The organism is Nostoc sp. DedSLP03, from assembly GCF_034530815.1.
In the GTDB taxonomy this organism is placed as follows: domain Bacteria; phylum Cyanobacteriota; class Cyanobacteriia; order Cyanobacteriales; family Nostocaceae; genus Nostoc.
The window spans coordinates 1-22,277 of sequence record NZ_JAVRCK010000065.1 but is presented as its reverse complement, the minus strand read 5'-3'; the positions used below and the strand labels follow the sequence as shown (position 1 = coordinate 22,277).

Genomic DNA, 22,277 nt, shown 5'->3' with positions numbered 1-22,277 from the left:
AGGAATAAAATTAGTTAACGCCCAAAGTACCGCGCAGTTGAGACAAATCTTCAGAAAGAGCAGCGATCGCTGTTTTCATATCTTTCTTGTCTGTTTCACTTACCTTGTCGTAGGTAGCAAAACCACCATCGGGGGTTTTGTATTTTGCAAGTCCTTGATTAACTTTGGTAAAGTTAGCATCCACACGCGCTAGTAAATCTGGGTTGGCTTTTTGGATGACAGGGCGCAATAACTCCACAATCTTTTGGGAACCCTCTACATTAGCGCTGAAGTCCCATAGGTCAGTATGGCTATAACGGTCTTCTTCTCCAGAAATTTTGGTAGCAGCCACTTCTTCAATCAAGCCAGCAGCACCGCCAACCATATTTTTTGGTTCAATGGTCAAGGTAGCAATGCGCTTTTGCAGTTCCAGTCCATCTTTCTGTAGCTTTTCAGCAAAGGGTTTCATGCCTTTTGTAGTTTTGTCCTGGAATAAAGCTTTCTCTATGCGATGGTATCCAGTGAATTGCGGGTCAGCCTCTTTTTTAGCAAAGTCATCAGCACGGGAATCCATCGTTTTATCGAGGTCGGAGAATAATTCAGCTATCGGTTCTGCACGTTCCCAGTGAACATGGGTAGAGGCATAGAGTTTCTGAGCTTTAAGAAGGTCGCCAGCAATCACGGCATCTGTGAAGGTCTTGTTATCTGCCATCAGTTGGTCAGTTTCTTTAGTGACGTAGACTTTATATTCTGCGATCGCACCTACTAATTTACCCTGATCTACATTCCCTTTGGCTTGAGAATCTGCAACTCCTGCTTTCACTGTGAGCGTTCCTTTGGGATTGCTGCGTAAACCGCAAGCCATCTGATACTCACCCGGTTCTAGATTGGTTTTGAGTTTTTGAACGAAGCCAGGAGCAATATTTTCCCGTTCTTCTATGACTTTCACCCCAGACAAAATTTCCCACTCCAAAGGTTGGCTGCTTTTATTGGTAATTACAAAGCTGTTTTGTCCAGATGTCAGTGTCAGCTGATTAGGTTCACAACCTTTATCAGTCACAGTCAAGGCAATTTCGGCAGGATTGCTGCTAGAAGTATCACTGGCTACTTTCGCTTCTGGAGGATTACTCCCCAAAGTATCACTTGATTTGTTGGATTCACAGGCAGCTATTGTCAAGGCAATTAGACAGATAATTGTTGAGTGCTTTAAAAGATTTTTCATTGTTGTATTTTCCTAAAAGTTATTGAAGTAGCTAGGAATGCCTTGCTGTACTTTTCTGTCCAGCGTTATCCCCCAAGAAGAACAGCAACATGGTAGGAATTAGATAGCCAAAATAGGCGATCGCCTCGCTCACAGTAGGGGCATCGTTATATCCAAAAAATCCCGCCAAAAGTGAACCTAAAAACCCGTTATTGGGAATTACCCCGCTAGCATCAAATACCACTGTTTGCAGTAAATTCCACACTCCGGCTTCATGGAAAGCTCTCACCCCACTTGCTAAGAGTCCAGCAGCAACCAGGATAATGAAAGCTCCTGTCCATTTAAAAAATCGCCTCAGATTGATGCGGATACCACCTTGGTAAATGCCTATACCGACGGCTACTGCTGCTGCATATCCAAATAATGCTCCCATTGGGGCTTGAAGTCCCAAATGTTGCTGGAATGTTGCCAGTAGAAACACTACTGTTTCCAAACCTTCCCGCAGCACAGCGAAGAATGCCATCCCCACTAGTGCTATACCCCATTTATCGCCCGACTGAATAGCCGTTTCAATTTGGGACTGTAACTCGCCTTTAATAGAACGAGCAGCACGGCGCATCCAAAAAACCATCCAGGTTAGAACCCCAACTGCGACGATGGAAATTACTGCTGCAAATAATTCTTGTTCTTGTTGTGGAAAATCCTGGCTAGTTATTTGCAAAATAATTGCAGCAAGTAGACAAAAAAAAGTCGCCAGTGCGATACCAATCCAGACTGACTTCATCAACTGGGTACGCCCAGTTTGCTTGAGATAACTGGCAATGATGCCCACGACAAGCGCAGCTTCAACGCCCTCTCGGAACATGATCAAGAAGGGAAAAAGCATGGATAACCTTATTAATTATAATTACTATCAAATCATGATGAGAATAATAACTTACTTGAGAACATTTGTATATAATTGGGAGTCAAAAAATCTCTAAAATCCTGGAAGCATAAATTTTTTGTTGAATTTACGGTCTGTCAAATATTGCAGACTGTAAATTAATTTCACCATGTAGCCGAATATGTTCAACTAACCGCTTGGTTTCACCTCCTGCTAATTCTAGTTCCCTGAGATTACCCACCAACACAAACAATTCCTTTGCCCTACTAACGGCAGTATTGAGTAAATTAGGTTTGCGGTTGAGGAACCAAAAACTATACTCTTGGTGACACTGGTAAGCAGAAAAGATAATAGCTGCTTTCTCCCCACCTTGAAAATTATGAACTGTGCCAATATCATCCCAAGAAAAGTTTCGCCAACGGTTAGAGAGTCGATACTTGAGCGCGTTAGCTTGCTGTGAAAACGGCGACATCACCCCAATTGTCTTACAGTTGTCATCCGAGCCAATAGAATAGCCATGCTTCAGCAAGGACGCGATCGCAGTTTCTACAGCATCGATTTCTTCGGGATTGATGTGATTTAAATGGCTTCCCTCAACGTGGTAAGCCAGCCTGACTTTTCACGGGAAGTCCTCAAGCCCTCAAAAAGCGTAGCTTTTTCCACAGGCTGATTCTCAATAACTTTGATTTAATGAGAATAGCTAACGGAAAAATCAGGGCTTGGGAAAGCATCAAAATGACCTTTTTCACATACCGTAAAAAGTCAGGTAAGCCAGCAGATGCTTAACTGTTGCACTCTGGTCATAATCTGAAAGGATTTGCAGACCACCGGGATAGTTGGGGCTGCAAAACTGAATAATGGGTGGGGTGCAACGGTAATGATTAGAGAGAATAATGCCGTTGCCCAAGTCGGATTCTGTGCCACTAGCACCAGCAGCGCGATGATAAGCAGTGGCAGTTATGCTTTTACCCAAAAAATGGCCAGATTTTGAATCATAAACTGACAGAAAGTTAACGTAATTTCAAGACTTTCAAACAATCAACATCTCATGTTGTGAATCAAATAATGACTGCAAGTTTAATTTATGAATCATAATACGACCAAAAGTAGGGTTTACTGCATTTTCAAAAAAACGAGTATCCTCATACTCCAATTTCATCCAATATATTCAACTTTCGGCATAAGTTATGCTTCAAACAGTCAATAAATAGTTCAAAAACGCCAAAAACACTTTTAGCTCCTCATCAATGATTAGCGATCGCACTCATAGCACACATCTTTAACGGTCAAAAATGGCGATCGCTCTGTGTGCAATTTTTTGAGCTAGATTACTTGCTGTAGCTAAATTTCAGGTTTTTTAAACTCGAATCATAGGTTTGAAGTATATCTTGGTTCTTGGCAACTTTTGGTGATCTCGGTTGGGGGAAGGCAGAGGGCAGAGGGCAGAAGGCAGAAGGAAGGAGGAAGAAAAAATTCCCACAATTGAAGCTTTGCTTGGATTTTAGAACATCTGCATCACCAGAAAGCCGTAAGCGATCGCCAGTTTTGGTCACAAGTCCCACGCTCGGATAACAAAACGTCTTAAAACCTTCTGCCGTCTGCCGTCTGCCTTCTGCCTTAAAGTGCGTGACTTTCAATGATCACCAAAATCTGACAAGAACCTATATCTTGACCACCTACGTCGTGAACTATATCCTGTCCTTTTTGTCCAAGTTTTGGGTAAAACCACAGCAGTGTATTTGGCAGTGGGGGCATAGCGATAGTAGTCTTCATTCCCCATGCCCCTAGAAAGAAAAGCAGTTTTCAGATATTGTTTGATGGTATCGTCGCTCATGTTAACGATTGGCTCAATTTGTTGGGGGTCGCCAGCCACTACTGCCCGTTGCGATCGCACCAGCAAAGGAAATAATTGATGTATATCGCATTTTCGTATTTTTCGATTTGAAACTGAATTAGTCCTATAGTATTGTGAACTTCAGCAAAATTAGGATTAAGTAGTAATGCTTCTCTAAAGCACTCAATAACTGCATCTAAATTGCCTGACTTTATATATGCCAAACCTTGATTATAAGAAACCTATGCTTGCTCTAAATTAGCTGTTTCCATAGTGCTTTCCTCCATTTCTATTGCTTAAAAAGGCTATTCTAGAGACCTCTTGCAAAAGTGCTTTTTGCAAGAGGGGGAAAAGGGTAAAGGTTAAAGGGAAAGGGGAAAATACAGAACCTTTCCCCTTTCCCCTTTCCCCCTTTCCCTTTTCCCGACTTATGCAAGAAGTCTTAGAGGTTGTTTGAAAAGTGTCAGTTTGAGCCTTAAATGCAACTCAGAAAACCGATCGCAAGTCATAAAACCCTCATTCTCTCGTTTCAACTTCTCGATAGCCAGGGTAGTCAAACATACGTTGAATGACTTTTCAAACATCCTCTTAGGATAAATCTATCTTTGTAAGTCTATTTGTTGTGTTTGAGATTTAGCTAGTATTTTATCAATTTGAGTATTAGCATCTTCAAAAGTTTGCAATATCTGTGGAGTTACTTTATTAGTCTGCACCTTGCCAGATTGCAATTTTAAAATTACCTCCCCATTTTTCTGCAAAATAGTTAAATCTCTCTGCTGGGTATTGAAAGCCAAGTCATAAATCTTCCCTTGAACTTTAGTACCATTTTCATCAGACTTACCCCAAACCATGCCAATCCTTTGAGCAATTTGAGTCAGCCGACTGATGGCTTCAAGCTCAAATGTATCTTGATTCATTACTGTCAACGCTTGGGCTGATAATTGCTCACCAGCTTTAAACCCATTTGCAACTTCTACAATGCGTTTTTTGTAATTTTCCGACTTCCCCAACTTATCTGCGGCATTGTACCAATTTCTCAAATCATCAATAGTAACTGATTGAGTTTGGACTGTTTGATTAGGTGCGGCTCTGTTTTGTGGTTCAGGAAACGGGACTATAAAACCCTCCACATAATCCCCCAAGGGTTCAAGATGTAGTCCCCAGACCTGCCCTTTGCCCTTGAACAGTTCTGGTAATGCTTTGGGTGAGTGCTTTTCCATGTCAGCCCACTGCTGTTGATAAACGGGGTCAGCAATCATATCAGGTGTGATTTGATACTGCTTACCCACTCGAAAGGCGACTTGCTTATCAATGCCTGTCGCCAGAGCAATATCCCCTTCCTTAAACCCATACTGTTTGTATGGTTGATAAGCTCTGGTGGTATGAGTTCGACCATATCCTCTCATCGCATCAATGCAACTATTTACAGGTAGTGGGTTCGGCTCACCATGCATCATTAAAGGGTAGTTCATCGGAATCGGTTTGCCTTTGATGACAGGAGAGGCGACGGCGAGATTTTGAACCTCTTGGTTCGGGTGGTATTGAGCGCTTTGTTGAGGCGGGGATTGTGCTGATTGTTCTGGTGGTTTCAAAAACTGCGGTCGTGTGGCGAGAGAATTAACTCTTTGTTGATAGTCACTATCCGATTCAATAATTGACCCAAATTTCTTGGTCATGTTCTCCAAAGTTTTGGGGGGAATTGAACTGCTGACTAAGTGAAATACTGCTAGACCTTTTTTAGTTTCCCTGATAACATCTTCTATTGGTACTTGCTGCCATTCAACTTTTTGAGCAGTTAACCATTTAGTCACAGTCTCAGCTTTCTGGTTGTCAACAGCCAAGCCCATGACTCCAAGTTTTTTGTTTGATTCTGTCGAAAATAAGAAAGTAGGGCGCTCTTTAATCTGATGTAGAATATTCGCACTACTCTCAATCATCTCTTGTTGTTCAGAATTAACCGATTGAGTTCCAAAAGCCTGAAATTCCTTCGTCCACTTCTGGGGATATTCAACGGTATTAGGGTCAATTTGAGCGCAAATAACAGAAAAATTACTTTCAATGATAGCGTCGGCGGATGTAAGTTTTCCGGTTTTGAGCAATCCAAGTTGTCTGAGCGCGTCTTTATCTTTTTTGAAGTGCAATACTCCCAGAGGTTCACCATTCAAAAACACAGCATCTCTAGTTTTAGAAGCTGAGATTTCAATAGTCAGTTTTCGATAATCTTGATCATTGAATGTCTGACCAGAAAAATCATAAAAGTTAATTTTATTAATTTTGAGGAGATTTCCATTGGGAGATTCACCCAGGACAAAAGCTTGATCTCCAGTTTCAGAGATTGACGTGAGCTTTAATTTTAGAGGATTACCACTTTTCAGGTAATCAATTTGTTTTAACTGTTGGGTAGAATCACTGTCTAACTCACCCAGAGTTTTGCCATCAAGTTTGATTTTTACTGTTTTATCAGTCACCGGTACAGTGCCAAATTCTAAGTTTACGGATTCGGCGTTAAAAACAAGTCCTGCATAAGAGAAGTTCTTGAGTTCACGGATAGTAATTTCAACCGGCTCGTTTCCTGGTAGTCCAATAGTTGCTGATGCTGTGGCAGGTTCTACCCCAACCATACAAGAGAGCGCTTTCGTACCAATGGGAAGCTGTGCAGTTCTGGTTTCAAGCATGGCGAATTCCTTATATTCGCCGTCACTATCGCAGACAAACATTAGCCTGGAAACATGGCGTTCATGTCCGACTGGGTGGTGAGAAGCTCTGATTTCTATAGGATGTTTTTCGGTTGGATTCCATTCTCGACCCAAAAAATGATTCGCTTCATTATTCAGTGTGACTAACTTCGGTTCGGTAAATTGCAATTTATCTAAGCGAGAGATAATCTCATTAGGGAAAGCAGCGAAGGCAAAATTAGAAACTTTTTTAGCGTAGACGCGGAGCGGCTTGTCGCTAGACATCGCTTGGGGGTTTGCGTTTTCTTTTCTTGCAACTTCAAGTTCATCCTGGCGGGATGCACAGATGTTCCAAGCGGCGGCGGATAGAGCAAGTTTTTCTGACTCTGGGATAGAAGCGTAAAATGCGAGAGCCGCCTCTTGTGCCTTGTCGAAAAGTAATTTAGTTTGGCTTCTAGTAAGTTCTGGTTTTAGTTCTAGGAGTTTAGCTCCCTGCATGGTCATCCCCGCCTTGAGGTTGTGGTCAGTCACAGATTGTTGGCTAACTGTCCCCAGGTTGCGGTAGGCGGGTTTCTTATCCTCCCCAATCTCACCATTGATTTGTGCAACTGCTAATAATTTATGAGGGCGTTCTTTAGTTCGCCATTTCTCTGGTATTTCGTCTAGGCGAATGTTCAACGTTTGGGCTTTCCAAATCAGAGGATGTTCGTAATGGGTGAGATTGGTAATTTCGAGTTGGCAAGACTGTGGAGTTTGGATGATTGCTGATGGCCCTTTCTCGGTTTCCCGCCGTCGCTCCATACGTACCGCAGCGTTGAACTTCAGATCAAACTCGTACTTGGCGGCGATCGCTGCAAATCTTTGTTGTGGTGTAAATTCTACTCTTTTGAACAAGTCTTTAAACTGGACGATGGGGCGCGATTCTAACTGTGATTCTTGGAAATATTTATTAGTTTGGCTAATTAATAATTCTACTGGTGAGTAACCCTTTGGTGTTATCCCCGTGCTTAAATAAACTGACGAAGATTTCTTATCTTTAATATAATTAACATCACGATATAAGTAGCGGCTGTTCTCCCGGATTTTATCCATCTCAGGTTTTTTAGCGCTTTTGAATAGATCAACTGCTATTTGGTTTTGATAACACCCCTCACCAATCATTTCTCGGTACATCAGCCGATTAGCATCCATCGCCTGCTGAATAATATCTGGCGTTCTGTTAGGATTCTCTGCTAGAGCTACAACAGATTGCATGAAAGGCTTGTACTCTGCTCTAATTGGTTTGGGCTTCTCGCCATGTTCCTGTTCAAATAAACTTTGATAGCGCTTAGATACTTGGTCTAAATAAGTTGATTGCTGTTCTAAGGTACCATAAGTTTTAAGTACCTCGATTTCCGATTCTAATGCTTCTAGCGCAGTAACTTGATTGTTGATTATGCCCACGCTGATGCTATCGCTCATGTGAATAGCGATTTTTTCAAAAGGGGGCTGACTTCCATCGGTGGGATCATAAAATGACTGTTTTTTGAGCTTAACCGTGGGCGAATAGGCGTTTTGAGGAAGGTTTCTTCGCTCTGCCTCTGCCGTTAAATTGGGATATAAGCTGGCTTTTGCCACACCAATGCAATCACCATCGTAGTCTCGTGCTTGGCGTTCTGATTCGGTTTCTGCTGGATCTATAAAATCAACATCAACCAAGAGTGCTTCTAGCTCTGTGATTCTTTGCTGTATGCGCTTGTGGTCTTCGTCATTGACTACAATTATGCCTTGCAAAGATTTACCATCTGGAGCAACACGGTCTTCAACGTGTTTATTAGTAGAGACACACAAACCATTAGAGTTGAGGAAAGGGGAGCGAAAGTTAAGAACCTTTTCCTCTTGCTTCAGCCAAGGGACACAAATTTCACCATTTTTGAGTTCCTTGGAGGGAATAATCATTCCTCGGTCAAAAGTAAGCGTTTTCCCAATAGCAATATCTCGCCACTCACTTTGTACAAACCGACTTAATTCCTGTTTAACTTTCTCAGTTTCTAAAAGCTGCTGATGCCCAAGTAAATCAGCTTTAATGAGTTGGTACATGAACAAGTCATCTTTGGCGGGGTCATCATCTAACTCCTGATCTGCATCTAAGTCATCATTTGTCCCTAAGTTTTTAATATCTGTTTCAAGATTTGTGACTTCGCCTGTTTTTAACTTCTTTTGGCTCAATGATTCTTTACGTTTTTCATATCTTTCACAATAGTAAGCACCAACAATTCTTGGGTCATCTTGAATAGAGGCTAATCTTTGAGCTTGTACCTCTAGTTCCTCAATAAAATCTTTAAGCCCGTGAGGGAAAGATGCCAGCAGTTGGGAGATAGACATCTGACCTTGTTGAGATTGCCCTTTTTCAGCTAACCAAATATTTTGCTGATATAATCCTGGTTGAATTTGAGGTTTAGTAGGGCCTTTGGGTCTATCCTTGTCTGTTCCCTTAAAACTGCTCACAGGAAGAATTATATCGATTTTTGGTTCATTTTTAGTATCTGCATATTTTATTCTATCTAGTCTGTATGGTCGGAGTGTTCCTTTGCCAAAGCGATATTTAGTCGTATCTTCTCCAACTCCATCTACCCAACCAAATCGATGCTGAATTACACGATAGCTTTTATCTGCTTGGGATTCTCTTAAGGTTACTTTGTCATAAAGTTGTGTTGAAATCTGCCCATAACAGTCACCAACTAATTTATATGCCAAATCATTCGATAATATCCCTCCATTTTCACCAGCCTTTTCAGTAGAATCATCTACTACCAGAATGTTTAGCTTTTCGTGAATTGCATTTTTACAAGGCCCAAGGAAGATTGAACCATAAGCCCCACGGTCTTTACTATCTGGACAAATTTTTTGAATTGTTTCTAAACATTCTTTATCTCCATAAAGTAAACGAGTCTTAGAAGACAGTAATAAAATCTGTCCATCTGGATGATTCTTTAATTCTTCATCGCTGCTGTATTCATCTGAGTGTCCAAATGAGAATTCTTTACCAGGAAAGTAAAATTCATTGTATCGATAGCGCCGGCGGCAAGCGAGTCATCGAGCGTCGGCGCGTAGCGCGACTTGCATTGCGTCCAAGATCAATTCCACGTTTTTAAATGTGGGTTCCTCCTGCCTCCTATCTCCTGCCTCCTGAATTTGAGAATTAATCAAATACTTTCTTCTGGGTGTTAGAGATGGCGCACAGCCTACTTGGAGTCAGCGAACTTTCAGCTATAAGTATTTTTACTTGCTAACCTTTGAGAAATTGGGCTAGTAGAATTAACATCATTAATAAAACAATTAATCTCGACATAGAAAATAGATTTTCTGTCAAATCAATTTTAAAAGTTTTTCCATAGCTATCGAAAATCCCCTGAATCAGCAAACGTACCTTTAATAAATCAGCATTTAAAAACGATGACTTTTTTACTTTACCAATCCCTGGAAATTTGCACTTGTTAAACACACTTGCCCCATAACATCTACAGCCGAGGGATTGTTTTTCTGATAACACTTTCCGTTGCTGCTCAGTTTTCTGCCAGCACGAGTCTTTGGCCACATCTGCGCCAAGTCCACTCAGGGATACTAGAGATTCAAAGGGATATTTAGTCAACATCATCTGGTTAAATGTTTTGCCCACAGAGTTGAATTCGTTCGCTGGGAGAATGCCACCTCCAAACACGACTTGAGGAACCAACACAAGAATTGTTAGCAGAGGTGCAACACTTTGACTTGGTGCAATCGCAGAAACTAACAGTCCCAAAATCATACTCCCAAAAGAAGCGAGGAAGAGGCTGAGGTACATGAGAGTCAAAGTACTGTTATCAACATTTAATTTCACCGCCGAGTTCATGCAAACTAAAAGTATTGCTGATTGATAAAGTGCTAGCAATAATGCTAATTGAAACTTGGATGCTACATAAGGAACTATCCCTAGTCCGGCACTGCGCTCACGGCGATAAATGGCAGTTTCCTTCGCAATCTCCGACATCGTAGCTAGCGCTCCAGACATTACAGCCATGATGACTGTGACAAACAGCATTGTTATTGCCTGTCCTGCATTGCCAATCTTAGTGTTAAATAAGTCAGGCTTCCACAGTGCAAAATTCAATGAACCTAAAATCGGCGCTCCTAGAAGCATTAACGCTAAACTGATTTTGTTCTTGAGCAGAATAGCCAAGTTACGGCGGCATAGCACCCCCCATTGTTGGAGAAAATCCGGCTTAACTAGTACGGGCTTAATTGAGTTTTGGGGAATGGTCTTTTGGCGTTCACTGACAAACTTTTTGTAGAAAGCGTAAGACTTAAATCCCTGCTCCCATTCTGATGGTGACAACTGGTGTTCAACTCTGGCATAAATTGAATCAAAATCTTTGACTTTGAAATAGCTAAAGGCTAACTTCGGAGGGCCAACATAAGCAAGTCTGCCCCCCTTAGCCAGAAAAACTACCATGTCAGCGATCGCCACATTTTTGGTAGCATGAGTAATCAATATTACTAGACTTCCAGCATCTGCTAAACTCCGCAGAAGGTGCATGATTTGTAATTCTGTGCCAGGGTCAAGTCCTGAAGTTGCCTCATCCAGAAAAAATATGCTGGGATTGCTGATTAGTTCTACCCCAATACTTACACGTTTGCGCTGCCCACCACTAAGTCGCCCAATAGAGACATTCTTGCGCCCAGTAAGTTGCAGTTGTTCAAGTACTTCTTGTATGCGTTGCTGCCTTTTTGATGGCGATGCTGAAGGCAGACGGAGATGAGCAGCATAGTTAAGTGCTTCCCCCACAGTCAGTTCTGAATGAACAATATCGTCCTGTGGCACATAGCCAATTTTATTTTTGAAAGCGTTGAAATTCTTGTAGAGGTCGCAGCCGTTAACAAATACTTTACCTCTAGCGCGGCGTTGTCCGTTGAGTGCGTCCATGAGAGTGGACTTCCCGCCACCGCTTACCCCAGCAATAACGACAAACTCTTGCGGAAAGAAAGATACAGAAATATCGTTGAGCAGAGTTGTACCTAATATTGGGCTGCTAGATTTTTTTAAATTGATTGCATCTAATCTCATGCGTTCAATTGAGAGAGTTTGACGTTGCCTTGCCTGAAATATTGGAATTTTGCCTGGTGCAGGGGAGCTAATTTTGATTTCTACGATCACCGAACCAAGCTCTATAAGATTTCCGTCTGCTAAAGCTCGGAATCGATATGCTTCTAGCCGAATCCCTGCGACCCGTGTGCCATTGGTACTACCCTCATCTAGCAAATAATACTGACCTTCTTTAAACGCAATCTTAGCGTGTCCTTTATCTACGCTGTTATCAGGAATTACCAAGTCATTGTATTTATCGCTACCAATACTGAAAGGAGTTTTTTCAACAGTGCATTGCTGAATCGGAATCGTATGAATAGTCAGATGTAGAGTCTGCATTTGTGCATTGTCAAGAAAATAGTTTCTATTTTTGTCGCACTCCAGCAGATAATACAACAGTTAGCAAGAAGATAAAAGTAACTGGCTAAAAATACAAAAGTTTTTTTTAAAGTCAACAAGAAATTTTTGATAGCAATGGATTCATTCATTACCGTAATCATGCTTGAAAATGGAATCCTTGCCACCAAATATTTGCTGACTATGAATTATTACTCCAATGTGCTAAAAAATATGTAATTAGTACATTTAAAGTCAATCCTCAAGTTTTAGTTAATTATATTCAGTCGTCTGAAGGGACTATTGGTACTTCAACTTATAGCCAGTGGGCAGAAGAACTCAAACAAATAATCAAATCAGCTTCTTTTTACTCACTTGAATCATATCAAGTTGAGCGTCTACAGGAACTTACTAGAATGTATAACAATATAACTAATAACCGCGCACCAGCATTTGTATAGTGTGCAAATTTGAAAGCGATCGCCTGGGAGCAAGCCGCAGAGAATCTACGTATAGGCAATCACTTTCAAATTAGGGCTTTAAACACCAGGGTGCATGGTCAAAAACCCGTTTTTCTCCCAAACTTCTTTGGGTGGGGTGGAATTTTTTACAGGTGGGGATTGATGATAGTCTGGAACCAAATCAGTTTTACGTTGGTAGCCAAAATTGTAGTCTAACATCTTGATGTAGGTAATGTGTGCAGTCCAGACATCAGTAACTCGGCTACCTAGAGAGAGGGTATCGAGATACTTAGGCATCTCGACGTTGCCATTCCAAACAATAGGTATGCCCTCTTTTTCAAAATGTTGAGTTAATTCCTTATGCACAAACTCAGCAGTCCCGCCGCAAATGATAACTTCATCCAATACGGCAATATTTCTAATCCAGCGAATTAAAGCTCGACAGTAATCACCACGGACATCTAGTAAAACTGAGTTAAACAACTTTAAATCAGACTCAACTCCAGCAGATGTGGCTTTGCGTGATAACGACTGTAGTGCATTCTGGTTGCCCAAGCTTGCTGACACTAAAGCTTTTGGTATACGTAAATCATCTTTTGCTAGCCCAACAGCAGTACGCTCCACAAATTGCTGCACTAACCAATTCATCCCCAACTCTGTAGATTCAGCTTTTGCTTGATTACCTTTAGCCGAAACAAAAAAACTAGCATTCCGGTAGCCCAACATCAACAAACCAATACTTTTTTGCCCAAATAATGCCCCCAAAGTGCGACTACGGTAAGCCATAATCCCGCTCCCCTCTGAAGCTACGTAAAAATTATGTAGCTTAAGCTTTAACTTGCCTGTTGGTGTGACAATTCCTTTTCTCAAGGCTGCTGACAGCTTCTTACCCAAATCCTTGCCGTCCGACATTTCTCCTGGCGGTAGCAATAATTGCACGGAAGCGTCAACACCATTACTCAAGCCCAATTGAAAACAAATTTTCCATAATAATCCTGCTATTTTTGGTAAAGCATAGTGATATTTCAGATCCCTGAGTCCTGGTGTGCCAGCAAAAGTATTTTTAGCTAGAGCGCCCAAGACATAATACTCATCACCTATTCCTACCCAAGTACAGTTTCCTGACAAATGAGTAATTGAGTTTTTTCCGACATCTGCAATTTCTGGCTCCATTGCTATTACCATCGGCACACCCGAAGGATATATCTGAACAATTACCTTGCTCTGGCTCCCACCTAAATCAATGGACACAGCTACCCTTGTGTAAACAGGTGCAATCCCTTTTTTCGACGTATTCATGAATTTTTCTCAACTATTACTCGACATTAAACAAGCTGTTAATCTGCTTTATTTCTTCTGGCAGAACTAGTTCTGCCAAATCATCAATGTCCTCATCCAAGGTTTGGTCATTCTCATCATTAATAGTGGACACCAGCCTTTGACCATCTGCACTATCGCCAACTTCAGCGTTGTTCGCAGTCACAGCAGTTTGGACATGAGATGACAGAAAAATTTCACGAATCAAAGCCGCTTGTGCTTCTAATTTTTTAATTGACCAAATTGCCCTCTGCCTGAGTTCTTCACCATCCACTCCATCAGCAGATATGGCAAAGGGCGACCAATATTCAAGGAGGGTCAACATTACTATTTCAGGTAGGTTCCCTAAATCGAAGGGTCTAGAGTGGAGATAATTAATTATCTGTCCATCAATAGTGCCTAACCTTCGCCTAATTGAAAAAAAGACTTGTTGGTTCTGTTCCATTTTTTTTTCATGCAAAAGTTTCTGTACATTTACAGCCGCGTTGCTTCACTTTTTTACTTGCAGAAAATCAAAATGCAGAATCACTTCATTAAAGTCTAACCGATTTTTCTGTTTTAAAAACTGATTTATAATCTCCTGTAAACCCATGTTGTTAGTAGGTTTTAAATCACAAAATTGTATACCAAACTACATTTTCTCCAGACTATGCCACAACTTAGCTTGGACTATCCCTAGACTATGCCACAACTTAGCGTAGGGAATCAGTTTTTTCAAGAAAGCAAGTCCCCTAGACTATGCCTGGACTATTCCTAGACTATGCATAGACTTAGCGCAGGGAATTACTGTTTTCTGTCAGCAACAATTCTTCGCTTAGATAATAAAATAACCGTACCCACTACGCTTATTTTGGGTTATTTTCATTTCAGCCATTTGTGCATGGCGTTTGGGGCGAAAAATAGAGAATTTTGGGTCGAAAATAATTTTAACAGGGTTTGTTTAAAATGGCTTATGCGATTGCGCGACTGAAAAAATTAAAGCGAAGTAACATAGCGGGGAGTGCATCTCATGTTAACCGGGAACGAGAAACGCCTAACGCTGACCCCAGCCTTGAAAATATTAGATTCATTGGCAGTAATAACCAAGAGGAACGACTGGAGGATTTGGTTTTAGCAAAGATTGGGGAGCATGAACAGAAACGAAAGATTCGCACAGATGGGGTGTACTGTGTAGAGTTGTTGTTGTCAGCATCAGCGAGTTATTTCCGTCCAGATTGTCCAAGATTGGCTGGGTATTATGAGCAGGAAAAATTAGACAACTGGTTAGAAGCGACTCACCAGTGGTTAGTAGATGAGTATGGAGAACGGATAGTTAGAGCAGAGTTGCACTTAGATGAAGCGACTCCCCACATTCACGCTTACTTTGTGCCTTTGGATGAACGAGGGCAACTGCGATGTAATCATTTCTTTAATGGGCGGGAGAAAATTTGCTCGTTTCAAGATTCGTACTATGACACAATGCGGCTAATTGGGTTAGAACGTGGGATCAAAGGAAGTAGGGCGCAACACCAAGACATCAAGGATTTTTACCGCATAGTTGAGTCGGGTCGGGATTTGGAGGTTGATGACCTCAATTCGGAAGAGTTAAAAGTCAAAGCCGCCGACCGGGACAGGGCGACACGCCGCAAAGAAGAGATAGAAGCCACAGCCAAAGCTCTAGCCCAAGAAAATGAACTGTTGCAAAAACGGATTCAGGAATTAGAGAAGCAAAACCAGTTATGGCAACAGCAGACAGAGCAACTGCGTGATTTGCCTTTGGACGATGTGGCTTGGGAGTTAGGGTTACACCATCAGCTTGGGAGATGGCGTGGTGAAAATCACATCATTAATATAGATGGGTCGAAATTCAGTGATCTCGATCCTGGTTCTCCATTGGGTGGGAATGGCGCAATTGATTTAGTCATGCACATTAACAAATGCGATCTACGTCAAGCGGTTGTCTGGTTACACGAGCGATTTGGTGAAGCAGGAGCTATTGGAGCGGCGATCGCAAAAACTAAAACAGTGGCTGCTGAGATTATTCAGTTAGAACCACGACCCCAATTCACGCTACCAGTTGAAGATAAAGCCAAGTGGTCTTCTGTCTCCAACTACCTGACCCAGAAACGGGGGATACCTGAAAATTTTGTGGAACTTCTGCATAAAAGGGGGTTAGTTTACGCTGATGACCAGCAAAACGCTGTGTTCGTCATGCGGAATCTATTAGAAGAACCCCAGGCAATAGGAGCATTCCTGCGGGGAACACGGGGCGAGAACAACACTTTCAAAGGTTACGAGAAAGGGACTAAGCGGCGTGAGGGCTGGTTTTACTTTCACTTAGGTGGGCAGCCAACAGATCCAGCAGAAAGGTTAGTGCTGTGTAAATCCCCCATTGATACCATCTCTTTTGCCATGCTGGAATATCAAGTCAAGGGCAACGTACCGCTCAAAAGAACGCTATACATGGCTATAGATCGCCCTAATACTTTGCCTGTTGAGCAATTGCAGCATATTTTTAATGTACAGGTAGCATTTGACTCTTCGGAACTTGGAAATGCAGATGCACGGGCTATTAAACAATTGCTGCCACAGGCTAAAAGAAATAAATGTTTTGCAAGAGATTGGAACCAAGAACTGGTCAATCTCTCGCAGAAATTACAACAACATAATTCACAACAACGGCATCAAAATCAGGAAATGGAGCTTTAAATAATTCGTAATTCGTAATTAGTAATTATATTTTGTGATTGTAAAGCGTCAGCATAAGCGTTGCAGTAGTGATAGCGCAGTGCCATTCACCCTGCCTCTTAAATTTAAAAAAAGTAAATTTACAAATATATAACAAAGAGAAATGAAAAATCAAGAGACGGAAGTACTGATTATTTCCGTACCTTTATCGATTCCTTTGTGATTGGCAGATATGGGATAGTGATATCGTTCTGAGCCAGAAAACGATGGTAGAAGTTTGGCAGTTTTGGGAATTTGAGCATTTCTCGAACAATATAGTACGAGTGATAGATGCTCCGAGTGGATTAGAGTTGTTTGCGGTTGATGTATTCCAAATAATTGCTCCTGCCTTGAACGATGGAAAAGTAATATTAATAGATGCAAAGACAAATCAGCGACAAGTGATGATTAATCAAAAAATAGTCGTCGTTAATACTTTGAATGCCTTGGGTATTCATTCATTGACAGGTATAGTAAAAGCTGATGTGGTCAGGCAATTTATGCAATGGGTAAGGAGCCAAATAGTACCAATTTTTAGAAAACAGACAAATTTTAATATAGACACTAACATTAAGCATATAACTTCAGGAATTATTTTTCCGAAGAGAGATTCTTTAATAAACTACCTGTATTCAAAAGGCCAGAAGATATGGGAATTGGAAATAGAAGTTATTGAATTATATTTAAAATTGATTTATAAGAAAATTCCTCTGGCTACTAATTGTCCGGGAACTAGTAATTATCAAGAATTATCCTTCAGGCAGCAATATTTAGAATTGGTAAAACTAGTTTTATCGGAAATTATAAATTACGAAGAACTGTATAGTAGCTTAGTAGCGTTAGCTCCGAATTTATTAATAGCTCAAGAATTAGATTTTTATATATATAAGTCTTTAAAGTTAAATAGCAATTATGAGCTAATGAAGATTATAGAGCAGGGTTTAATTCTCCAAACCTTCAAATCAATTACGGATAATTTGGCAGAGTTTAGCAAACAAAGATATTTAGAAATATTTTACTTTCAAATACTGGAATGTTTCTCAGGGGACTAATTTGGGGAGTATGGAGAATATAGATTCTTTCCCTCCCACACCTGCTAACGGCAAGGTTTCACGTTATCAAGCGTGCCATTCACCTACACCCCTAAACCTATAGTTTTTGACCACTAATAATTATGAGGAGAAAGAAAGTGACAGATAGTATCGAACTTATGAATAATGATTCAGAAGACAAGGCGAACGAACAATCAATTGAGCAACCAACCAAAAAGAGATTAGTGATAGTAACTGGAGATAAGGGTGGTGTAGGTAAGTCTACTTTTGCAAGGGGACTAGTGCAAACATATTTGGATAAAGGACAAAGATTTATCGGCTTTGATGCTGATAGCTCCAATTCTCAATTATTAAGATTTTATGGTCGGCATTGTCATATAGAACCACTTGATATTTTTAAAACAGGCAATATAGATCAGTTTTTTGATGAAATGAAAACAAAAGCGAATCCCAAGGTAGGAGGAGATGGTGAAATAATCCAGCCAGAATCTTTATTTTTACTAGAATTACCACCACAGTCCAGAAGAATATTGCGGAAATTTGTAGAAGAAATGACTTTTCTAGAAACAGCCGAAAAACATTACAATATCCGCGTGACTATGGTAGTAGTTATTAGCCGTGTTATCGATTCTATAAATCAACTAATAGATTTGCATAGCTTTTGTGGAAACCAAGTAGATTACATAGTAGTAAAGAACTTATTTTTTGGGGAGCCAGATGAATTTACGAGATACAAGAATTCTCCCGAAGTTCAAAAAATTAAAAAGCAACTAGAGTCACAAAAAAGCCCCTTCTCTGACATGACAATGCCAGAATTAATAGAACGGAGTTATGATTATCTGGATGAAAACAGCATGACTTTTAGGCAAGGGATGGAGCAAACAGATTTACCTTCGGTTAAAGGTAGAGTCACAAGTTGGTTAAGAACTTTCAAAGAAGAGATTGAAGCAGTAAAAGAGTCGTTAGGTTTAAATAATGTTGAACTCTCCTAAGCGAATGATTATGACTGTAGGGGACTCTCGTGTAGGGAAGTCTACAGTTACGAAACTATTAATTGATTGGTTTCAAGTTCAAGGAAGAAAAATTCAGGTCTACGATCATGACAATCGTGAGAGATTAAAAGCTTATGAAAATTTAGTGGCAATTGAAAGCTTAGACTTTTTTAATGGAGGTACGGATAAAATTTTAGATAATTTTATCAAAAATGAATTAGATATAATTATTGTTGATATGCCAGGGCAATATGTAGATAAGCTCTGTCAGTATATTGTGGGTTCGGATCTGTTCGATCTCTTAATTACATATCAATGGAAATTAACTTTTTTGCAACCAATTTCGCACAGAAGAGATTGTGTAGCTTACCTGAAAACTTTGGGAGAGTTTGCTACTGATAATGCTAACTATATAGTAGTAAAAAATCAGCATTTTGATACGAGATTTGGAGAGTATCAGCAATCAATGCAGGATAAGTTACAAAGAATGGGTGGGACTGAGATATTCTTGCCAGCGTTACATCGTGACCATTACGAAAGATTGGAGAGAACGGGAAAACCTTACTCACTAGCTTGTAGAGATAAGTCAATTTATGTGGTTTACCGGACTTACATTTACTACTGGATTAAAAACTTTTACGATTCGATTTTAAATAATGATAAAGCAATTGAATATTTAGGGTTAAAAAATGAGAACAGAACAAATTTTACAAGGATATTCGGAAGCAGAACAACAACGCATAGCTCAAATATCCCATGAATTAGGAATAGCCGAAAATGACCCGATGTTTAAGTTGATGGCAACATTAGGCAGAAACGAAGAAACAATGATTGACCTGCAAGCGCGGATGGAGGCAATGGTAGAAGCTTGGGCAGTAATGATTGACCAGAAATTAGAATCGACTAGCAAAGCGGCTGTGTCGATGCACTATACAGTAGTATCGAAAGCTGTACGTGATGAGATGAAACATCTAACACCATCAACCTTAAATAGCTCATTCAAAGGTTGGGGTTGGTGGAAACTTTGGTCTATATCAGGGATATGCACAGGAGTAATGGCGGTAGGAGCGCTTTTAGGTTCGCTGACAACTTGGAATGTTGTCTCAAATTTGGGTTCCACTCAGTCAGTTGTAGTGTCAGCCAATGAGATGAAGATTTTGCAGTGGGCAAAATCAAGCGAAGGAAAACAAATGTACCAGTTATTGTTGTCCAACCAATCAGCCGTAGCAGCCTGTCAACAAGAAAACCGATTACAAGGATATTGCTTGATTCAGCTTAAGAAAACCAAACCCAACAAATAATTCAACTAACTCTAGAGGTTTCTGTTTCTAAATAGCCAAGTTCTCTAGCCATAATGATCGCGTTAACACGACCCCTAACTCCTAACTTGGAAAAAAGATGGCTGGTGTGTCCCTTAACTGTACTGACTGTAATAAAGAGTTTTTCGGCGATCTCTTTATTAGAAAAACCACGGGCAATTAAGTTGAGAATTTGGGCTTCTGTAGCTGTAAGGGTTTCTCTGTATCTTTTACCCTTAATTTTTGTGTTGCCAGAAGCGAAGTTTCTAAAAAATCTTTTAGCAATCTCTGGGTCAATGAAAGAACTATTTTGATAAGTAGTATTGATAGCGTGTTTAATTAATTGCAGATCCATCTTCTTAAGAATGTAGGAATCAGCGCCATTCTGAAAGGCAGAGTTAACTACATCTTGACTGGAGTGATAAGTAAGAACAATGATTTTACTATCCGTCCTAGTCTTAATGTTATAGATCAGATCCAAACCGCTAATATCTGGTAAAGCAATATCGAGCAAAACAATATCAGGCTTTAGTTGTTCAACAAGCCTCATTCCTTTAGTTCCGTTATCAGCTTCTCCACACATTTCAAAGTCTTGCTCTTGATTAATAACTGATTTAATTCCGAGCCGAATTAGAGCTTCATTTTCAATAATTAATAATCGAATCATCTTGATTACTTCGATGACAGGAACATAAAACATTTATAGCATATTTACTTAATTAAATGTTTCCGGCGTTGCGATATTAAAAAAGATTACAATTTAGGAAAAATCAAAGTAAAGGCAAGAAAGTTTTCGGAGATGATGAAATCAGATTAAGTAGATTGTGTGAAACTAGAGAATTATCAGATGCGCTATTTATACGACCCGAAGCTCTGGGATAAAATTGAACTGATGATGGAATGGCTGATATTTATAGGTTTGATGACTGCGGCAACGCTCAGATTTAGTAGCAATATAATGGAAGCGAGCTTTTATATAATGTTGGGAACAATAATTGCCCCATTCTCAAGAATAGAGCGGCGGACAAAGCGTTATTCATTGATTGGTGGTTTTTTCTTGGGTAGATTGGCTGGTTATTTTAGCTAGTCAAAAATGGGTGGGGGAGTGTGTGAGGAGTGTGGGGAGTGTGGGGAGTGTGGGAGGATGGAATACAAGAGCGGTCGAGATTAAAGAAAATGGAAGAAAAAGGAAAAAAGTATTTTAGAACTCATGAGGACTTAGCCATTTATCAATTAGCATTTGAGACAGCGATGCAAATTTTTGAACATTCTAAAAGTCAAAATGATTACCCATCCTGATGATTGGCTACTCCCCACACCTCCCACACCTCCCAAAGGGGCTTAGTCACCAAGCTCAGTGCTGTTATCTTTATCAATATGATTAGACTGAGATGTGGGCTGTTGTGCTGTTTGCTGTTTATCAAAGGCAATGAGTCGATTAGTCTCTGTGTGTGAAAGGTTGTTTTGTGTAATTTTAAACTCATTAGAGTCATCTTTATAGGCTGTAAAAGCTGTTTTGGGATTACCAGTTTTTCTGTGAACACTGAGAAGTTGCATTCCTTCTTTAATAAACAGTTGCAATCTGTAGGCTATGCCTTCATAAATGCGTCCTTGTTCAGTATCCTTGCCCATTGTCATGACAGTTCTCATAACTGCTTTAATAAGAGATTTTTCGGCAATATCAATAACTGGTGAGACATTGTTTTCTCTAGATTTATTTATGTTGTCTTCCTCCTTGCTAAGAGCTTCTTGCTCCCTTTCATCTTTGCTGACCCTCTGACCTAAAGGTAATTTTTGCACTCCCGATTCAAATATCTGTTGGAGGAATGTATTCTTCTTCTGGGCAATTAAGTTTTCAACTCTTGCTGAATTATCTGGTTGAGATGTAACAGATGACTGTTGAGTTACAGCAAATTTCTCTAAATACTCTGTGTAATATTTCTGCTTGAGATTTTGTCTGTAGGTTTCAATATTTTGGAGATTTTGAGATAAGGTTGTTCTCAGTTCTGACTGGAGATTTTCTCGCTCAGATGCATCCAATGTGGTGGTTGATTGTAACGATGGTGGATGTTTATCCAGAAAGAGTGCTAGTCTGTAAGCCATCATGTTGTTAGAAATGCCACTGTCACAATTGATATTGCTGACTGTTTCTTGAAGTGAATTAGATGATTGGTTAGAATACATGGCTAATGTAGTTTACAGTTCATTTTCGGCAGAATTAGATTGAGCCTTATGATGTGATTTTTGACATTTTTGGGAATATACTTCAATTTTTGGGCTGTAGGTATAGGACTAGTATTTGATTTCTGAAAAAACTCCGTACATCTGGAGAGATAGAAAATCAAAGGTAGTGTTTCGGATAAACCACTCAAACATCCACTTTAGGGATTTCCAAAGAATAAATTATTCCAAGAAAAACAAGAAATATGTTTTCTC

Annotated in this window: 18 protein-coding genes; 6 read left to right on the top strand and 12 right to left on the bottom strand. The window is 40.2% G+C overall.

Going from position 1 to position 22,277, the window contains the following annotated elements; all coding sequences use genetic code 11:
• Nucleotides 1–10: 10 nt before the first annotated feature.
• From efeO to RM368_RS26015, 10 genes are all read right to left on the bottom strand, one after another.
• Nucleotides 11–1,201: an iron uptake system protein EfeO gene (gene efeO, locus RM368_RS26060; protein ID WP_322696723.1), complete on the bottom strand. Its 1,191-nt coding sequence runs from the start codon at nucleotides 1,199–1,201 to the stop codon at nucleotides 11–13.
• Between the two features lie 31 nt (nucleotides 1,202–1,232).
• Nucleotides 1,233–2,066 carry an iron uptake transporter permease EfeU gene (gene efeU, locus RM368_RS26055; protein ID WP_322696722.1) on the bottom strand — a complete coding sequence of 278 codons (834 nt, stop codon included), beginning with the start codon at nucleotides 2,064–2,066 and terminating at the stop codon, nucleotides 1,233–1,235.
• 127 nt (nucleotides 2,067–2,193) lie between these two features.
• Nucleotides 2,194–2,640, bottom strand: a complete 447-nt coding sequence (locus RM368_RS26050) for a C-terminal helicase domain-containing protein (RefSeq protein WP_322696753.1) — start codon at nucleotides 2,638–2,640, stop codon at nucleotides 2,194–2,196.
• Between the two features lie 171 nt (nucleotides 2,641–2,811).
• Nucleotides 2,812–3,039 (bottom strand): hypothetical protein, encoded by a 228-nt coding sequence (locus tag RM368_RS26045; protein WP_322696721.1) that lies wholly within the window; start codon nucleotides 3,037–3,039, stop codon nucleotides 2,812–2,814.
• 644 nt (nucleotides 3,040–3,683) lie between these two features.
• Complete coding sequence (locus RM368_RS26040) at nucleotides 3,684–3,839, bottom strand: hypothetical protein (RefSeq protein ID WP_322696720.1); 156 nt, start codon at nucleotides 3,837–3,839, stop codon at nucleotides 3,684–3,686.
• 99 nt (nucleotides 3,840–3,938) lie between these two features.
• On the bottom strand, nucleotides 3,939–4,124 hold the full coding sequence (locus RM368_RS26035) for a tetratricopeptide repeat protein (RefSeq protein WP_322696719.1): 186 nt from the start codon (nucleotides 4,122–4,124) through the stop codon (nucleotides 3,939–3,941).
• A gap of 375 nt (nucleotides 4,125–4,499) precedes the next feature.
• On the bottom strand, nucleotides 4,500–9,311 hold the full coding sequence (locus tag RM368_RS26030; protein WP_322696718.1) for a hypothetical protein: 4,812 nt from the start codon (nucleotides 9,309–9,311) through the stop codon (nucleotides 4,500–4,502).
• A gap of 532 nt (nucleotides 9,312–9,843) precedes the next feature.
• Entirely contained in the window at nucleotides 9,844–12,018 is a 2,175-nt protein-coding gene (locus RM368_RS26025; protein WP_322696717.1) for an ATP-binding cassette domain-containing protein, read from the bottom strand.
• A 536-nt stretch (nucleotides 12,019–12,554) separates the two neighbouring features.
• The gene (locus tag RM368_RS26020; RefSeq protein WP_322696716.1) at nucleotides 12,555–13,775 is read right to left on the bottom strand and encodes a ParM/StbA family protein; all 1,221 of its coding nucleotides are present in this window, start codon (nucleotides 13,773–13,775) and stop codon (nucleotides 12,555–12,557) included.
• A 16-nt stretch (nucleotides 13,776–13,791) separates the two neighbouring features.
• Nucleotides 13,792–14,238, bottom strand: coding sequence for a hypothetical protein (locus tag RM368_RS26015; RefSeq protein ID WP_163935833.1), 447 nt, complete (start codon nucleotides 14,236–14,238; stop codon nucleotides 13,792–13,794).
• 500 nt (nucleotides 14,239–14,738) lie between these two features.
• Here RM368_RS26015 and mobV point away from each other — a divergent pair, with 500 nt between their 5' ends.
• From mobV to RM368_RS25990, 5 genes are all read left to right on the top strand, one after another.
• Complete coding sequence (gene mobV / locus RM368_RS26010; protein ID WP_322696715.1) at nucleotides 14,739–16,481, top strand: MobV family relaxase; 1,743 nt, start codon at nucleotides 14,739–14,741, stop codon at nucleotides 16,479–16,481.
• A 245-nt stretch (nucleotides 16,482–16,726) separates the two neighbouring features.
• Entirely contained in the window at nucleotides 16,727–17,551 is an 825-nt protein-coding gene (locus tag RM368_RS26005) for a hypothetical protein (RefSeq protein WP_322696714.1), read from the top strand.
• 137 nt (nucleotides 17,552–17,688) lie between these two features.
• A complete protein-coding gene (locus RM368_RS26000) occupies nucleotides 17,689–18,543 on the top strand; it encodes a hypothetical protein (RefSeq protein ID WP_322696713.1) in 855 nt (284 codons plus the stop codon).
• Nucleotides 18,527–19,303, top strand: a complete 777-nt coding sequence (locus RM368_RS25995; RefSeq protein ID WP_322696712.1) for a hypothetical protein — start codon at nucleotides 18,527–18,529, stop codon at nucleotides 19,301–19,303. Before RM368_RS26000 ends, RM368_RS25995 begins: the two co-directional genes overlap by 17 nt.
• On the top strand, nucleotides 19,233–19,844 hold the full coding sequence (locus RM368_RS25990) for a DUF6753 family protein (protein WP_322696711.1): 612 nt from the start codon (nucleotides 19,233–19,235) through the stop codon (nucleotides 19,842–19,844). Before RM368_RS25995 ends, RM368_RS25990 begins: the two co-directional genes overlap by 71 nt.
• Before the next feature lies 1 nt (nucleotide 19,845).
• Here RM368_RS25990 and RM368_RS25985 read toward each other — a convergent pair whose 3' ends face one another.
• A complete protein-coding gene (locus tag RM368_RS25985) occupies nucleotides 19,846–20,508 on the bottom strand; it encodes a response regulator transcription factor (protein ID WP_322696710.1) in 663 nt (220 codons plus the stop codon).
• Between the two features lie 159 nt (nucleotides 20,509–20,667).
• Between RM368_RS25985 and RM368_RS25980 the strand changes: the two genes are divergently transcribed.
• On the top strand, nucleotides 20,668–20,928 hold the full coding sequence (locus RM368_RS25980) for a hypothetical protein (RefSeq protein WP_322696709.1): 261 nt from the start codon (nucleotides 20,668–20,670) through the stop codon (nucleotides 20,926–20,928).
• A gap of 254 nt (nucleotides 20,929–21,182) precedes the next feature.
• On the opposite strand, the gene RM368_RS25975 is transcribed toward RM368_RS25980, so the two are convergent.
• A complete protein-coding gene (locus tag RM368_RS25975) occupies nucleotides 21,183–22,025 on the bottom strand; it encodes a hypothetical protein (protein WP_322696708.1) in 843 nt (280 codons plus the stop codon).
• Between the last annotated feature and the right edge of the window lie 252 nt (nucleotides 22,026–22,277).

Bases quoted from the DNA above. Each gene is read 5' to 3' on its own strand.
- efeO (WP_322696723.1), bottom strand. From the start codon at position 1,201: ATGAAAAATCTTTTAAAGCACTCAACAATTATCTGTCTAATTGCCTTG.
- efeU (WP_322696722.1), bottom strand. From the start codon at position 2,066: ATGCTTTTTCCCTTCTTGATCATGTTCCGAGAGGGCGTTGAAGCTGCG.
- RM368_RS26040 (WP_322696720.1), bottom strand. From the start codon at position 3,839: ATGAAGACTACTATCGCTATGCCCCCACTGCCAAATACACTGCTGTGG.
- RM368_RS26025 (WP_322696717.1), bottom strand. From the start codon at position 12,018: ATGCAGACTCTACATCTGACTATTCATACGATTCCGATTCAGCAATGC.
- RM368_RS26020 (WP_322696716.1), bottom strand. From the start codon at position 13,775: ATGAATACGTCGAAAAAAGGGATTGCACCTGTTTACACAAGGGTAGCT.
- RM368_RS26015 (WP_163935833.1), bottom strand. From the start codon at position 14,238: ATGGAACAGAACCAACAAGTCTTTTTTTCAATTAGGCGAAGGTTAGGC.
- mobV (WP_322696715.1), top strand. From the start codon at position 14,739: ATGGCTTATGCGATTGCGCGACTGAAAAAATTAAAGCGAAGTAACATA.
- RM368_RS26005 (WP_322696714.1), top strand. From the start codon at position 16,727: ATGGTAGAAGTTTGGCAGTTTTGGGAATTTGAGCATTTCTCGAACAAT.
- RM368_RS25995 (WP_322696712.1), top strand. From the start codon at position 18,527: ATGTTGAACTCTCCTAAGCGAATGATTATGACTGTAGGGGACTCTCGT.
- RM368_RS25990 (WP_322696711.1), top strand. From the start codon at position 19,233: ATGAGAACAGAACAAATTTTACAAGGATATTCGGAAGCAGAACAACAA.
- RM368_RS25985 (WP_322696710.1), bottom strand. From the start codon at position 20,508: ATGATTCGATTATTAATTATTGAAAATGAAGCTCTAATTCGGCTCGGA.
- RM368_RS25975 (WP_322696708.1), bottom strand. From the start codon at position 22,025: ATGTATTCTAACCAATCATCTAATTCACTTCAAGAAACAGTCAGCAAT.